The sequence below is a fragment of the Brevibacillus sp. AG162 genome, assembly GCF_006715575.1.
Classification (GTDB): domain Bacteria; phylum Bacillota; class Bacilli; order Brevibacillales; family Brevibacillaceae; genus Brevibacillus; species Brevibacillus brevis.
This window is the reverse complement of record NZ_VFNO01000001.1, coordinates 183232-196400: the sequence shown is the minus strand read 5'-3', so window position 1 is coordinate 196400 and position 13169 is coordinate 183232. Positions and strand designations below refer to the sequence as shown.

Annotated in this window: 12 protein-coding genes; 5 read left to right on the top strand and 7 right to left on the bottom strand. The window is 44.9% G+C overall.

Features of this window, described 5'->3' with window-relative positions:
- The first annotated feature begins 119 nt into the window (after nucleotides 1-119).
- Complete coding sequence (locus FB479_RS00795) at nucleotides 120-1580, top strand: flavin monoamine oxidase family protein (protein WP_142061570.1); 1461 nt, start codon at nucleotides 120-122, stop codon at nucleotides 1578-1580.
- Nucleotides 1581-1642: 62 nt separating this feature from the next.
- On the opposite strand, the gene FB479_RS00790 is transcribed toward FB479_RS00795, so the two are convergent.
- The gene (locus tag FB479_RS00790) at nucleotides 1643-2212 is read right to left on the bottom strand and encodes a GNAT family N-acetyltransferase (protein WP_106653669.1); all 570 of its coding nucleotides are present in this window, start codon (nucleotides 2210-2212) and stop codon (nucleotides 1643-1645) included.
- A gap of 192 nt (nucleotides 2213-2404) precedes the next feature.
- Between FB479_RS00790 and FB479_RS00785 the strand changes: the two genes are divergently transcribed.
- Nucleotides 2405-2833, top strand: a complete 429-nt coding sequence (locus FB479_RS00785; RefSeq protein ID WP_142061567.1) for a DoxX family protein — start codon at nucleotides 2405-2407, stop codon at nucleotides 2831-2833.
- 152 nt (nucleotides 2834-2985) lie between these two features.
- Here FB479_RS00785 and FB479_RS00780 read toward each other — a convergent pair whose 3' ends face one another.
- Nucleotides 2986-3573, bottom strand: a complete 588-nt coding sequence (locus FB479_RS00780) for a DUF3238 domain-containing protein (RefSeq protein WP_106653671.1) — start codon at nucleotides 3571-3573, stop codon at nucleotides 2986-2988.
- A 408-nt stretch (nucleotides 3574-3981) separates the two neighbouring features.
- Here FB479_RS00780 and FB479_RS00770 point away from each other — a divergent pair, with 408 nt between their 5' ends.
- On the top strand, nucleotides 3982-4563 hold the full coding sequence (locus tag FB479_RS00770; protein ID WP_255438238.1) for an AAA family ATPase: 582 nt from the start codon (nucleotides 3982-3984) through the stop codon (nucleotides 4561-4563).
- A 44-nt stretch (nucleotides 4564-4607) separates the two neighbouring features.
- On the opposite strand, the gene FB479_RS00765 is transcribed toward FB479_RS00770, so the two are convergent.
- The 3 genes from FB479_RS00765 to hutG form a co-directional block, all read right to left on the bottom strand.
- The gene (locus FB479_RS00765; protein WP_142061564.1) at nucleotides 4608-6182 is read right to left on the bottom strand and encodes an FAD-dependent oxidoreductase; all 1575 of its coding nucleotides are present in this window, start codon (nucleotides 6180-6182) and stop codon (nucleotides 4608-4610) included.
- A gap of 456 nt (nucleotides 6183-6638) precedes the next feature.
- Nucleotides 6639-7826, bottom strand: a complete 1188-nt coding sequence (gene gltS / locus FB479_RS00760; RefSeq protein WP_106653673.1) for a sodium/glutamate symporter — start codon at nucleotides 7824-7826, stop codon at nucleotides 6639-6641.
- 12 nt (nucleotides 7827-7838) lie between these two features.
- Nucleotides 7839-8807: a formimidoylglutamase gene (gene hutG / locus FB479_RS00755; RefSeq protein ID WP_142061561.1), complete on the bottom strand. Its 969-nt coding sequence runs from the start codon at nucleotides 8805-8807 to the stop codon at nucleotides 7839-7841.
- 110 nt (nucleotides 8808-8917) lie between these two features.
- Between hutG and FB479_RS00750 the strand changes: the two genes are divergently transcribed.
- Both FB479_RS00750 and FB479_RS30810 read left to right on the top strand, forming a co-directional pair.
- The gene (locus FB479_RS00750) at nucleotides 8918-9805 is read left to right on the top strand and encodes a LysR family transcriptional regulator (protein ID WP_142061558.1); all 888 of its coding nucleotides are present in this window, start codon (nucleotides 8918-8920) and stop codon (nucleotides 9803-9805) included.
- A gap of 97 nt (nucleotides 9806-9902) precedes the next feature.
- Nucleotides 9903-10127 (top strand): ABA4-like family protein, encoded by a 225-nt coding sequence (locus tag FB479_RS30810; RefSeq protein WP_106653676.1) that lies wholly within the window; start codon nucleotides 9903-9905, stop codon nucleotides 10125-10127.
- A gap of 479 nt (nucleotides 10128-10606) precedes the next feature.
- Here FB479_RS30810 and FB479_RS00740 read toward each other — a convergent pair whose 3' ends face one another.
- Both FB479_RS00740 and FB479_RS00735 read right to left on the bottom strand, forming a co-directional pair.
- Nucleotides 10607-11773 carry a cytochrome P450 gene (locus FB479_RS00740; RefSeq protein ID WP_106653677.1) on the bottom strand — a complete coding sequence of 389 codons (1167 nt, stop codon included), beginning with the start codon at nucleotides 11771-11773 and terminating at the stop codon, nucleotides 10607-10609.
- 48 nt (nucleotides 11774-11821) lie between these two features.
- Nucleotides 11822-13138, bottom strand: a complete 1317-nt coding sequence (locus tag FB479_RS00735; RefSeq protein ID WP_142061555.1) for a condensation domain-containing protein — start codon at nucleotides 13136-13138, stop codon at nucleotides 11822-11824.
- Between the last annotated feature and the right edge of the window lie 31 nt (nucleotides 13139-13169).

Here is a 13169-nt window from a genome sequence, read left to right as displayed (position 1 = left end):
TCCTATCATTTTTTGGATGAAAATGGTAGAGTCCTGTATGATCGGCTTACACAAAGCATACCTAAGTCATCAATGGAATAGGATCATAGTACCGGAAAAGAATGAAAAGGAGACAACCTATGGATAATCCCTCCTTCTCCTTAACACAACCTGAAATGCTGTCTATGATTCGCAATGGTCTCCCGCAAACCCACTCCCCCCTCAATATCATCATCGTCGGGGCTGGAATGGCTGGTCTTGTTTCTGCCTCGTTGCTAAAAGCAGCGGGACACAACGTAACGATTTTGGAAGCAGCGGACCGGATAGGCGGCAGAGTTTTCACATTGCGCTCTCCTTTTACGCATGGGCATTATCTAGAAGCTGGGGCAATGCGTATTCCTCATACGCACGAACTTACCCTGGCATACGTGGCGAAATTCGCTCTTCCCCTTCATCCGTTTATCAACAACTCTCCCAACGACATCATCTCAGTAAATGGCATCAAAACAAGGCGTTGGATCTATCAACGCGATCCCGACATCCTCCGCTTCCCTGTAGCCCCACATGAAAAAGGTCGTACTTTCAATGAATTAGCAGAGCAAGCCATTAAGCCTGTCATCGACTTCATCAATCTCGATCCAGCGAAGAATTGGCCCATCGTCGTCAAAAAATACGATCGGTTTTCCATGGATCAATTTATGCGCTTCAATCCTGTTGGCCCTTCCTTATCCGCCCCCGCTGTCGATATGATCAAGGTCATGACTGGCTTCGAGGGATTCCCTGAGCTCGCCTTTCCCGAAATTTTACGAGACTTCATCCTGTTCGATCCTTCTACACGCTTTTACGAAATAGCAGGAGGATTTGACCAGCTACCACAGGCATTTCTCCCCCAATTACAGGAGATTATTTACTTCCGTCATAAAATGACGCGAATCGTCCGGACAGGAAATCAAATTACCATTTCTGGGGTGCGTACCGACTCAGATGAACTGTTTCAGATGACCGGTGATATCGCGATTATTACCATCCCTTTTACCCGTTTGCAGTTTGTTCAGGTTGAACCGTACGACCTGTTTTCCTATCAAAAATGGAAAGCCATTCGTCAACTCCACTATGTTTCCTCATCCAAAATAGGCGTCCAGTTTTCTCAGCGCTTTTGGGAAGCACAAGGAATAAGGAGCGGACAAACAGTAACGGATTCGCCTATTCGCCTCTCCTACTTTCCCAACCACGGTTTCGATCAGCCTGGTGGTGTCGTATTGGTCAGTTACACATGGGAGGATGACGACCTTCCGTGGCTCAGCATGTCGAAAGAAGAACAAGTTATGCAAGCGGTAAAGCATCTGGCTGACATTCATGGGGAGCAGGTGTACAACACCTTCGTTACGGGGGTCACACATAATTGGGCATTGCAGCCTTATGCTGCTGGTGCCTTTGCCTTGTTCAAACCGTTGCAGGAGACGGAAATGGCTCCCTACATTGGTGCGCCTGAAGGAAGAATTTATTTTGCGGGGGAGCATACCTCGAATGAATATCACGGCTGGATTCAAGGGGCGATTGAGTCTGCTTTGCGCGTGGCTGTAGAGGTGGGGAGAAAATGAGCGGGGGTCTGTACGATGAAAGATTCCGTACATTCCCCCGTCTCTTGTCGAATCCGATTCTTTTACGAATTCCACTCATATTCTTTTCTAAGTAGCGCCAGCTTCACAAGATCAATGTACATCCCATTTTCAAATTCCGTTTCCCGATGGATTCCTTCCACTTGAAAGCCAAATTTTTGGAGCAAATGGATGGATGCCGTATTTCGCGTATCTGCGTCAGCTTCTATTCTGTTTACATGCATATGTGTAAACCCGTACGCGATAATGGGCCGCAGTGCTTCTGACATGATCCCCTTATTCCACCACGAAAAATTCAGATCATACCCAATCTCCGCTTTGTTATGTACAGCATGATAATGTTTGTAGCCGCAGCTGCCAAGAAATTTTCCAGTGGAACGATCCGTGACCGCCCACCTGAGTCCCTGTTTTTGTTCAAATAAGTCTCGATACCAGCGAAGTTCATTTTCAGCATCTGCAATCGATTGAAACCTCGCTATCCCTACATATCTCGCCACCTCTTCATGTGACAACACTTCAAAAATATCTTCTATGTCTTGTTGATCAGGTTGTCGAAGGATCAATCTGTCTGTTTCGATGACAGGGAATGGATCGAACATAGTCGGATTACTCACGATAAGAACCTCCTTGCAAACGTAGGATAGGAGTTTTTGGTGCCTCTTTCCCTCCCATAATCTAGTAATGATATGGCTTATTATAGGAAGCACAAGAAGCAATGTATGAGATTCATTTGTGTTCTTTGTAACCTTTCCGTTCCATCAGCGTTTCTACCTTTTGATGAGAGAGTGAAAAGGTAGGGGATTGGCATGGACACAGCTAACAGGTGGAAGCGCATTTTCTCAAAGAGCATTCCAGCTACTATGCGGCTTTATTTGGCTTTTTCTTTCTTCCTTTATGGGATAGTGAAGATACCTGGTCAATTCAGCCCGCCCAAAACATTTACGTTTGATCCCAGTCAAGATGAGCCTCTTATTTTGGCGTGGCACTTTTTTGGCTACTCGCGGTTTTATGAGATATTCATTGGAATTGCGGAGTTGGCCTGTGCGTTGCTGCTTCTTTTTCCGAGGACGAGAACTATCGCGGCAGTCTGTCTATTTCCCATTACCTTGAATATTACAATCGTCAATTTTGCATTTGATATTTCGGCTCAAAATTATAGTCTGCTTCTCACCGTTATGTGCGGTCTATTGCTCTGGGTAGATCGAAAAAAATTAGTTGGTCTGCTCGCGAAATAAATAACAGATCAGGAGGCTCGTAGCTATGACTCCTTTTTTGACGATGGTATTGATCAGTATTTTTGTCGTAACAACTCTGTTCTACTGGTGGAAGGAAAGCAGAGTGAAAGGTACTGATAGCTGAACATTTCCATGAAGAAAATACGTTCGGACTACAGAATCTTACGGAATTGATACTCCATCTCTCCCGCTAACGCCGCCGGAGTATCGCCCGTTTTGCGGAAATCATGGGTATAAATCGTTTCAAACGCCCCAAAATCTGCTTGCTTATAAAATTCAAAGCAAGGGAAGCCATCATGCGCTCCTTCGATTTGTACAAGACCATCCCTTTTCGCAGTCACCGATAATAAGTAGTCAACCGGGGGAGCATGCTCATTCAAGGGATTACTCGCACTTGCGCTCATTTCAAAACTCACTTCTTCATCCGATTTCCATACCATCTTCCTGCACAATATTCCCTCTGTACTCGCTTTTCCTTTTCGCAGCTGAATCGAGCCATCAAGATTCGTGATCTTCTCTGTTGTGATCCCCGTGTTCTGATAGGTAAAAATTTCTTTTTTCATAAAGTCTACGACGACCTCTTGCTCCACTCTGGAACGCATCGAATTAACCGCATAGGGGGAGAATTCACGCGAATCGCCTTCAAATTGAATGATTTTTCCTGTTTGTGGATCGGTCTTAGGTTCTGTCCATGACAGGGGGATAAATACACTCGCTCTGATTTTGATCAGGTTCACCATAGCTTGGCACCTCCATATGTGATTGTTCTTCTAAGACAAATATGTGATGTTTTGGTGAGGAACGCTTTTCTACAAGGATCTTGCTTTGGTTCAAACAATAGGAAAACGAGCATGGACAAAATGTTTGATGATCTTATTTACTTTATCCGTGCTTACCTTCTTCATTTCGTTGTCAACGCAGCTTATTCCTTGATGCATCACCTGATAATAAGGCACGTTCAATAGATGCTCCCTAAATCTCTCTATTAATTCTCCGCACAAAAAAATAGGACCTATCATGATCAAGTCCCCCTCATTTTCTTAATCGCGTTTTCATGGCCGCCATGTTATGATTCAAAAAGACGACAATATTCCAATGATTGCCATATTTGAATTCAGATAACATCGAATGAGTAAGGTGGGATAATGATGTTGCAAGAGAATGTCAATCTTCACGCTCCAGACAGATGTATATTTCTCGTTACTGGGATTATGGCTTCCGGAAAATCAACAGTAGCTCAGTTACTTGCTGAAAAACTGAATCGAAGCGTTCATCTGCGAGGTGATTCGTTCCGACGAATGATTGTAAATGGCAGAGAGGAATTTATGCCTGAACCGTCAGAAGAAGCCATTCGCCAGTTACAGTTGCGCTACAAAATAACAGCCTCTACGGCAGACACTTTTTTTGAGGAAGGATTTAATGTCGTTGTACAGGATGTTGTGATCGGCCCCTTATTGGGCGAATTTGTTGAAATGATTCGGAACCGTCCGTTGTATGTTGTCGTACTCACGCCAAGCGAAAAAGCGGTTGAAGAGAGAGAAGCTTCCCGTCCCAAAACAGGGTATGGTGCTTGGACGATTCCCCACCTCAATAAAATCTTGCAGACAGAGACACCAAAGCTCGGCATGTGGATCGATTCTTCCGAGCAGACGCCTCAGGAAACTGTCGAGGAAATCTTGCGAAGTGCTTTTTCTGAATCTGGATCTCCCGCTCTCCATGAAAAAACCTGAGTTCGGTGAAATCCCGAACTCAGGCAACCAGATCGTCTAACTGCTTACACTGCGTACATCGTTGGCCAGAAGTACTCTACGCCTTCCGCATACAAGAACGCTTGGAACTTTTTCAGCTCATCAGGCGTATTTCGGACAGCGCGAGGAGTCAGGCCATATTCCAAGCAATAAGCTGTCAAATAACCAGCTACTTCACCGACGTTCCACTCTACTGGATGGAGACGGAAGCAACCATTCGTAATATGCGTAACCCCAAGGTTTTTGCCCGCCGGCAACAGGTTATTTACACGCACAGGGATTAAGCTGCCCAACGGAATCTGGAAGGGATAGGTAGACACATCGACGTAATTGCGATTCGCAGTGCTCGGATGCAGGTCGATCCGGTAGCTGCCCACTCCAACGGAATCTTCGAAGGCTTCTGCCTTGCCTGTATTACGGACAAATGCACTCACATGTTGCTCCAATACGGTGAATTCCGCTTTGATCCGGCGGGATTCACGAATATACGGATACATCGCTAGTCCATCCTCTGTTCCCACTACATCCTTGCGCAGTCGCAGTCCTGGATACCCTTGTCCCCCATCTGGGCGAGGGGCCTCTGTTTGCATCCAATACAGAAGGGAGAGGCTCAACTGTTTACCGCCGTAAAGGTGACGCTGACGCTCTTCCTCTGGCACATCAATGATCGAGCCCAACCAGTAATCATTTTGCGGCCAGTTAACGAGTGATACGCCACTCTTGTACAAGCCGGTTTGGAAGTTTTTCGGGTCAGCAACCTGACGATACGTGAAGAGCGGGAAATATTTAGTACCTGGGAATAGCTCATATCGTACTGATTCGGCAGTATTTCGCGGATTGGAGCCTGTCCAGCTGAGCAGCTTGTCCGGCCAGAAATCTGCTTTGTAGTTTCGCCAGAAGTCATACGTTTCCGGCTTGGCAATCGTATGATTCTCTCCCTCCAAATAGTCCATGGCAAAGACATACGTAAACGCCTGAATATCATTTGGCTGCGGGGGTCCAACAACAGCATTTGGTTCTCCGGTTTGATCGACTGATTCAGCGCCAAGTACGTATTCTACGCCGGCTTGCGGGAGTACATCTCCACATTCTGTCGCGTCCAAGAAATAAGGTGCTACCAGCTCATGAAAATCATGATGCTTCCGATCTTCTACTGTGATCGACAGTACATTATCGCCAGCCATGCGAACGGCATGCAGCTTGTGATTCGTCAGAATAGTAAGTCTACCACTGTTAATATAAGGAGCAAGCATCTGATAAAAAACAGCGAGCGCTACTTTTGGTTCGTGGCAAAGGCGACTTACGGAACCGTTACCAGGGTCAAGATTCGGGATGACGCGTGCTTCTGCCGTCATTGGATAATGGTTGCGATAATAGTCACGCACGCTGTCACGGAATGTGCGATAGCTTCGCGTGCAACCAAACTGTTCGATCCATGGATGCTCGTCTGGCGGTACCGCTTGGCTCGTAAATTGACCGCCAATCCAATCGGTTTCTTCCGTCATAATGACCGACTTCCCTGATTTCGCTGCTGCCAGTGCTGCTGCGCAGCCACCAGTACCTCCCCCAATAATCACCACATCCGCATGAAGTTCTCTCATTCTACTCCCCTCCACATTTTCTACTTTTTGGTTGTTTCTACCAATTAATACGCATAAAATGACAATACGTTACAAATTTCGCGGAAAATACTAAATATTTTTTCCATTACCTTCTACTTGTGCAAACTTTGACTCTGTATCAGGGCCTCAAATTTGCCTTCGGAGTTGATGCCCCTTTTCATCCCCTTCCTGCTGTCTACTACCAAACCAGCTTTCCACATCTCCACCCTAAAACTTGTGTTTTGGAGTGAGATTGTCTTTGCAAAGATACCGAGATAGGAACGTATGTTCTTATTTGAATATATACGAACACAATGCGAACAGTCAAGAAATTATTCCCTTTTCTTTCTAATTTTCGCAAGAACCCAGACGGCAGAAAGCATTGCACAGTAAATGTAAGCACAAAAAATCCCTCCAGCTCGACTATCTCCAGCATGAAGGGATTTTGAATCGTCTTTATTTAAACAAATTAATCGTGGTAATAATGATCGGCATCGCGAACACGTCAATTAGGAAAGCACCTACGATCGGAACGACCAGGTATGCTTTTCTCGAAGGACCAAATCTTCCCGTTACTGCCGCCATATTCGCCATTGCGTTTGGTGTAGCGCCCAGACCATGTCCTGTAAAGCCTGCGACCATGACTGCAGCATCGTAATTTTTGCCAAGCAAACGGAACAGGACCAAAATCCCGAACAAAACGATGAATACTACTTGAACAAAAACGATCACGAGCATTGGAAGCGCAAGATCCGCAACTTCCCACAGCTTGATGCTCATCAGTGCCATGGACAGGAAAATTCCCAGCGTCACGTCACTGATCAGGTTGATGCTCTTCATGTCGATTGCCTTTGGATTGAGTTTGTCTACGATGTTACGGACAATCACCGCTACAAACATCGCTCCCACATAACCCGGCAGAACAAATCCGGTTGCAGTCGAGAACAGCTCTCCCAAATACGTTCCCAATGCCATACAGAATGTAATCAACAGGACTTGGACGAAGAAGGTATTCGAGTGAATCGGTTGTCCTTTTTCTTCTACTGTCTCTACTACTTCTTCCGTTTCCGTCGGCTTCAGATCGTATTTGGCAATTAAATATTTCACAGTCGGTCCGCCAACCAAGCCCCCTGCCACGAGACCAAAGGTAGCTGCTGCGATCCCAATCGCCAACGCAGATTGAATGCCCATGTCCTCAAGCGTTTGTCCAAAAGCCCCAGCCGCTCCATGTCCACCTTCCATGGAAACAGCCCCTGCCATCATCCCTATCAATGGATGAATGCCGAATACGGAAGCCAAAGACACACCGATTACGTTTTGTGCCAAAGCCAGAAATCCACAGGCGATCCAGTAAATAACGAGCAGCTTACCACCAAGCTTGATCAGCTTGAAGCTCGCTCCCAATCCAACGGTAGTAAAAAACGTGAGCATGAACAAGCTTTGCAAGGAAGTATCCAATGTAATTTGTAAAATTCCGGTCGCTTTCAAAGCCGTTGCAATGACAGCGAACAACAAGCCCCCAACCACTGGTGCCGGGATACAAAACTTTTGCAAGAAACTAGCCTTTTTTACGAGGAATGTACCTAATACGAGAAGTGCTACTGCGAGAAAAATCGTCGTTACTTGATTAAGTGCTAACGTCATAGTTGTCTCCCCTTAGTTGTTCTCTAGTAATCCCATGATGGCTTCATTCGTCAAGTAAGCACCTAACTTTACTGTTCTTCCGTTTTCATCTAGAACCGGATTCACTTCACAAATATCAAAAGAAAGCGTTTTCTTATGAGCGGCAACGGTACGGATCAAAGTGCGGACAACCATTGGTGTTAAGCCAAAAGGAGATGGAGCACTTACTCCCGGTGCAAAAGCTGCGTTTAAAACATCTGTACACAGCGTCAGCATGACATGATCGTGTTTTTCGATGAATTCTCTTACAGATAAAGTAATTTCATCCATTTGTGCGTCTGTCATTTCTTCTTCATACACATAACGGACACCGAGCTCATCTGCTTTATCAAATAGCTCCTGCGTATTTCCGAAACGCTGAATCCCCAGCACAAAATAGCTGCTATGTTTGTCATGCTCTAGTATTTGCCGAAACATCGTCCCCGATGAAGGCTGAACTTCATAGGAACGCAGATCGAAGTGAGCGTCAATATTGATGATTCCCAAGGAAGCCTCTTTTCCAATATGCTTTCGGACACCTACGTAATGTCCATACAATGTCTCATGGCCTCCACCTAAAATAATGGGCGTCATGGATTTGGAAAAGAGTGCAGAGACAGCGTTCCCCAATTCTTCCTGGGCATCTTCTAGCTCTTCGTTTGGACAAGCAACATTCCCCACATCTACAAGCCGTTTTCCTTCCTCCACTTTCCAAGGAAGGCTTGCAAGCGCTTGCCGAATTGCGTTTGGAGCTTTGGCTGCACCTAATCGTCCTTGATTGCGCCTCACTCCCTCTTCACATTCAAACCCAATGATAGCGACTGTGCGATCCTTGGCAGCTTGCAATGTATCCAAATCCGTTATTTCTACAATCTGATGGTAGCGAAAACTGCTTCTTCTCTCCGTATGGTCAGTCCGGCCGGTCCACAAATCTGCTGATACATTCTTTGGCAAGCTATTCATCCTTTCTGAACCTTTTGTTTATTGATTATATAATGACAAACTTATTATTTCTAATATATAATTTAAATAATTTGATAGCTTCAAGCTATAAATGAGGGGAGGCGATCCAGTTGGACATCAAACATTTGCACTATTTTGTGACAGTTTGCGATCAGTTGAGCTACTCCAAAGCCGCACAAAAGCTGCATATTTCACAGCCTTCCTTAAGTAACGCGATTAAAAATCTGGAGCAAGAAGTCGGCTCTCCATTGCTCGAGAGGAACACGAGAAAAATGGAATTGACGGACGCTGGTAAAATTTTGTATCAGAAATCGTTGCTGCTTCTCTCTCAAATGAACATGCTGAAAAAAGAGATGGAAGAAGTAAAGCTGACTGGCAGCGGAGATCTTATCATCGGCATCATTGAGTCTGTGAAGCATTGGATTCCAAAAGTTATTCGCGAATATCAGCGGCGTTTTCCCTCCATTAACATCAAGCTAATCGAGGTGCTGAGCGGGAAAGCTGTAAAGGAATCACTGCGGAAGTATCATACGCATTTACTCATAACCAATCAATTCATCGAGGAAGAAGATATCGAATCCTTTCCTCTGTATGATGAGCGCTTAATGCTGGTGCTACACAAAGATCATCCGCTCGCGGAAAAGGAATCGGTTCAATTGAAAGACTTGGCTAGCGAGCCTTTCATCATTAGTACAGAGGGGTTTCAGACGAGGGAGGATATTTTAACGGCCTTTTCGCTTGAACAAGTGAACCCGCAAATTAAATTTGAGATTGAGCGATTTGAAACTGCGTTAACGTTGGTGAGGGAAAATCTGGGGGTTACGATCATTCCTGAGAACTATTTGTCTGGATCAACAGATACTTCGCTTGTTCGAAAAACGATTGATTCGCCTGCGTTGGAGCGGACGGTTTATTTGGCGTATATGAAAAACCGTTATTTGGCCCCGGCGGTGCAGGCTTTTTTGGAGGAGGTTCGGGGGAAGTTTCCATCCCGGTGATCGGTACGAAAATGGCTCAATAAATCGATTTCACAATCCTCTCCTCTTTAATATATAATTGGGAAAGTCTTGAAAATATTCAAAAGCAGGTGATCCTTTGGTTCAGGTAGGCGATGTTTCCTCTAGCTTTATTGTATTTCTCCCGTTACTGCTATTTTTATTTTTGAATATTATTAACATTGTCATCAGTATTTGGGTATACCGCGATGCAAGGAGACGAGGGAATAGCAAGGAATTCTCAATCATCGGGCTTGTTGCTTGCTTGTTTTTTCCGATTATTGGGTTGATTGTTTATTTGGTGATTCGGAAAGATAAGTTTTGAGTTGCATTCTATCGAAAGTCCATTTCGATTAAGAGAAACGACATGAGACTCAGGGGTGAGTGTTGTGGCCAATCTTGTAAGATGGGTCTACAGATTTGATTGCTATAAATGCAAGGTTCAATCCGAAGTAATCAATCCGTCGGGTCTTTCTAACCAACGTGATGCTTCTGACCCCCTACCGGATTTACTTATGGTTGATATGTCTTTTTTTCACTGCCCGAACTGTGGATCAGATAAAGTAAAAGTTTCTTGCTCAATACCAACGTTGTAAACTTTAACAAACCATTCTCAAAAACTATTGCCTCGCTAGACACGAGGCAACCGGCTGTTTCTCTTCCGATCTCTCTCCCACATCTAGCCAGCTTTAGGCTATAGTCTTTCTCCCATTTCGTAACAATTCGATTAGGGGCTTTTCTTTCCGATATAAAAAAAGCAGTCGAACAGGATAAGCTTCCTGCTCAACTGCTTTATAAGAAAAGTTAGCCTCTCGTTACATTGAGGATCAGATCGTTATCAAATCCACCGATTGAGATGTCAGAATAGCACTTGATCATTTCTGTCAGCATTACCTTTGCTTCCAGTCTGGATAATGGTGCGCCCAGGCATAAGTGGCAGCCTTTTCCAAAGGACAAATGCTTATTGCTATTCGGTCGATGGATATCGAATTGATCTCCCTGTGCAAAGGTATTTTCATCACGATTGGCAGAACCGAGCCATGCCATGACGATTTCGCCTTTTTTCATCAGACTTCCGAACATATCCGTATCTTCTTGAACCTTGCGCATCAAAACCTGTGCTGGTGGACGGAAGCGCAATACTTCCTCGATCGCTTGATCTACCAGCTGCGGATTCTCTCTTAATTCACGATATACGCCTGGTCGATCCAGTAAAAAGCAGTAGAAAACACTGAACAAGAGCGTACTTGTCGTTACATTGCCGGCAAGCAGCAAGCTGATTGCAATATCAATAATCTCGCGGTCAGATAGTTTTTGGCCTTTATATTCTGTTTGCGTTAAATCGGAAAGGAAATCTTTTTTCGGGTTCTCTCTTTTTTCTTGAATAATAGGAGAGAGATAAACGGCCATTTCCTTCATAATTTCTTCCTTTTTGAGGTTAATATCCTCATACGTTTCACGGGTCCCGGAAGCGATGAGAACATCGGACCATTGCTTGAACAGCATCCAATCACTGGACGGTACACCAAGCAAATCGGCTATGACAATCACCGGCATCGGGGTTGCGAGATCACCTAAAATTCTGATGCTTTGCTTTTCTTTTACTTCCTCTAGCAAATGCCGTGAAATTTCTTGAATACGCGGCTCCCACTCCTGGAGTGTTCTGGTTGAGAATGCCTTTGTATAGAGTGCTCTCCTTTTTCCGTGATCAGGCGGGTCCATCTCTGTGATGCCCTTTTCTTTCAATGCGAGGGAACCAGCGATTCGTTTGCCTGTATCGCTTGAAAAAAGGTGATAATCGGTCAGCACTCGCTCTACATCCGAATACAGAAATACATTCCAAACCTGTTGCTTTTCATCGTAATGGACTGGGCTATTTTTTCTCATTTCTGCATACCAGCCGTAGGGTTCAAACTGTTGTTGCAGATTCTCGGCACCCGATATTTCATTAGGGAAAACTACTTTATTCATTTCATTCACTCCTTATCTAAATGGGTGGGTAATTGCTGCAAAATGCTACTACTCTCGGTATGACTTGATTTCCTCTAGCATGGTATCCAGGAGTTTTTCTATTACCCCAACGTCTGTATTCGATTCATAGAAGGAAATGTTGAGGGTTATGCAATCTTGATACGTACTGACTCCAAGCATCAGTCCTGGTGCGTAATAGGCTGGAGAGACGATATACGCACCTGCGACATTCACATCATCGAATGTTATCTGGCTCGTACTAATCATACCAAAATTTGATAGTATTGGCGTGCTTTTTCCATTTTCTACAATTTGTTTTCTTACATCCTGTATGATCTTCAATGTGTGATGAAACTCTAAATTTTCCACAAAGGCAAAAGTGTTTACCGCATCATGCAGAATCTCTTTATTATCGCGTTGATTCTTCATGAATCCGGCTACTTCTTTCACCTGATCTGCAAATGTCCCTGCTGCTTGATTCATGGAGGCGTGAACAACGCCAGACAAGTTGTAAATGGCATCTGCCTTGCCCGTGGGCAAGAATTTTCTTACATTGACAGTCACCATAACTTTGATTTGCTCAGCCGGAACATTCTCCATTTGTTGATATAAAGCTCGCATGTAGGCAGCCAATAACACATCATTTACGGTGAATCCTTTTTGTTTAAATCCTTGCGCCAGCTCCCTCCATTCTTCGCGCGGTATTCTGCGAATGGCATGTCTCCTTTTAACTGGTTCTCCAGGCGTAAAAGGAAGCGTTGGTCCCTGGGGTTCTGGAGCTTGCGGCATCCCGCCATTTGGGATATCCAACTCCTTGAACAAACGGCTCTGATCCCTGCCCTCAGGGTTTGACTTGGGAACGTAGCGAGGGTTTTTGGCAAGCTCACTATATAACGAAGCTAACAAGTGAACATACTCTATCAACCCCGCACCATCACTGCATAGATGATTCAATTTGATGCATATGATATCTTTGGTCGAGGTCCGCAGTATGCGAACTTTGACCATCGCATCAGCATCGATGTCTATTGGGCTCGACAGCCAATCCTGTATGGCTTTCTCTTCGGAATCAGACTCACTGAGAAGTTGCAAGGAACACCAACCGCTTGACGCCAAATCGCTGCGTCGCTCCCAATAGGGGCGGACTGAATCTTTCATAAAGCGGCAGCCAATGATCGGTTCAGCAACGGTGCTTGCCTCCATCGCTTGAAGCAATCGCTGTTGATTCACATGTCCGTCCATTTCCAAAACCATTTGAAGTTGGCAATCGGAAAGATAGCTGACCATGTAATTAAACCTGTCACTTCCATTAGCAGGCAGTCTTTGTGGAATTGCCATGTTCTGATTTACCTCACTGACATTCATTTCCTACACACCCCTTCAACTACAATTTTTG

Bases quoted from the DNA above. Each gene is read 5' to 3' on its own strand.
- FB479_RS00795 (WP_142061570.1), top strand. From the start codon at position 120: ATGGATAATCCCTCCTTCTCCTTAACACAACCTGAAATGCTGTCTATG.
- FB479_RS00785 (WP_142061567.1), top strand. From the start codon at position 2,405: ATGGACACAGCTAACAGGTGGAAGCGCATTTTCTCAAAGAGCATTCCA.
- FB479_RS00780 (WP_106653671.1), bottom strand. From the start codon at position 3,573: ATGGTGAACCTGATCAAAATCAGAGCGAGTGTATTTATCCCCCTGTCA.
- FB479_RS00770 (WP_255438238.1), top strand. From the start codon at position 3,982: ATGTTGCAAGAGAATGTCAATCTTCACGCTCCAGACAGATGTATATTT.
- FB479_RS00765 (WP_142061564.1), bottom strand. From the start codon at position 6,182: ATGAGAGAACTTCATGCGGATGTGGTGATTATTGGGGGAGGTACTGGT.
- gltS (WP_106653673.1), bottom strand. From the start codon at position 7,826: ATGACGTTAGCACTTAATCAAGTAACGACGATTTTTCTCGCAGTAGCA.
- hutG (WP_142061561.1), bottom strand. From the start codon at position 8,807: ATGAATAGCTTGCCAAAGAATGTATCAGCAGATTTGTGGACCGGCCGG.
- FB479_RS00740 (WP_106653677.1), bottom strand. From the start codon at position 11,773: ATGAATAAAGTAGTTTTCCCTAATGAAATATCGGGTGCCGAGAATCTG.
- FB479_RS00735 (WP_142061555.1), bottom strand. From the start codon at position 13,138: ATGAATGTCAGTGAGGTAAATCAGAACATGGCAATTCCACAAAGACTG.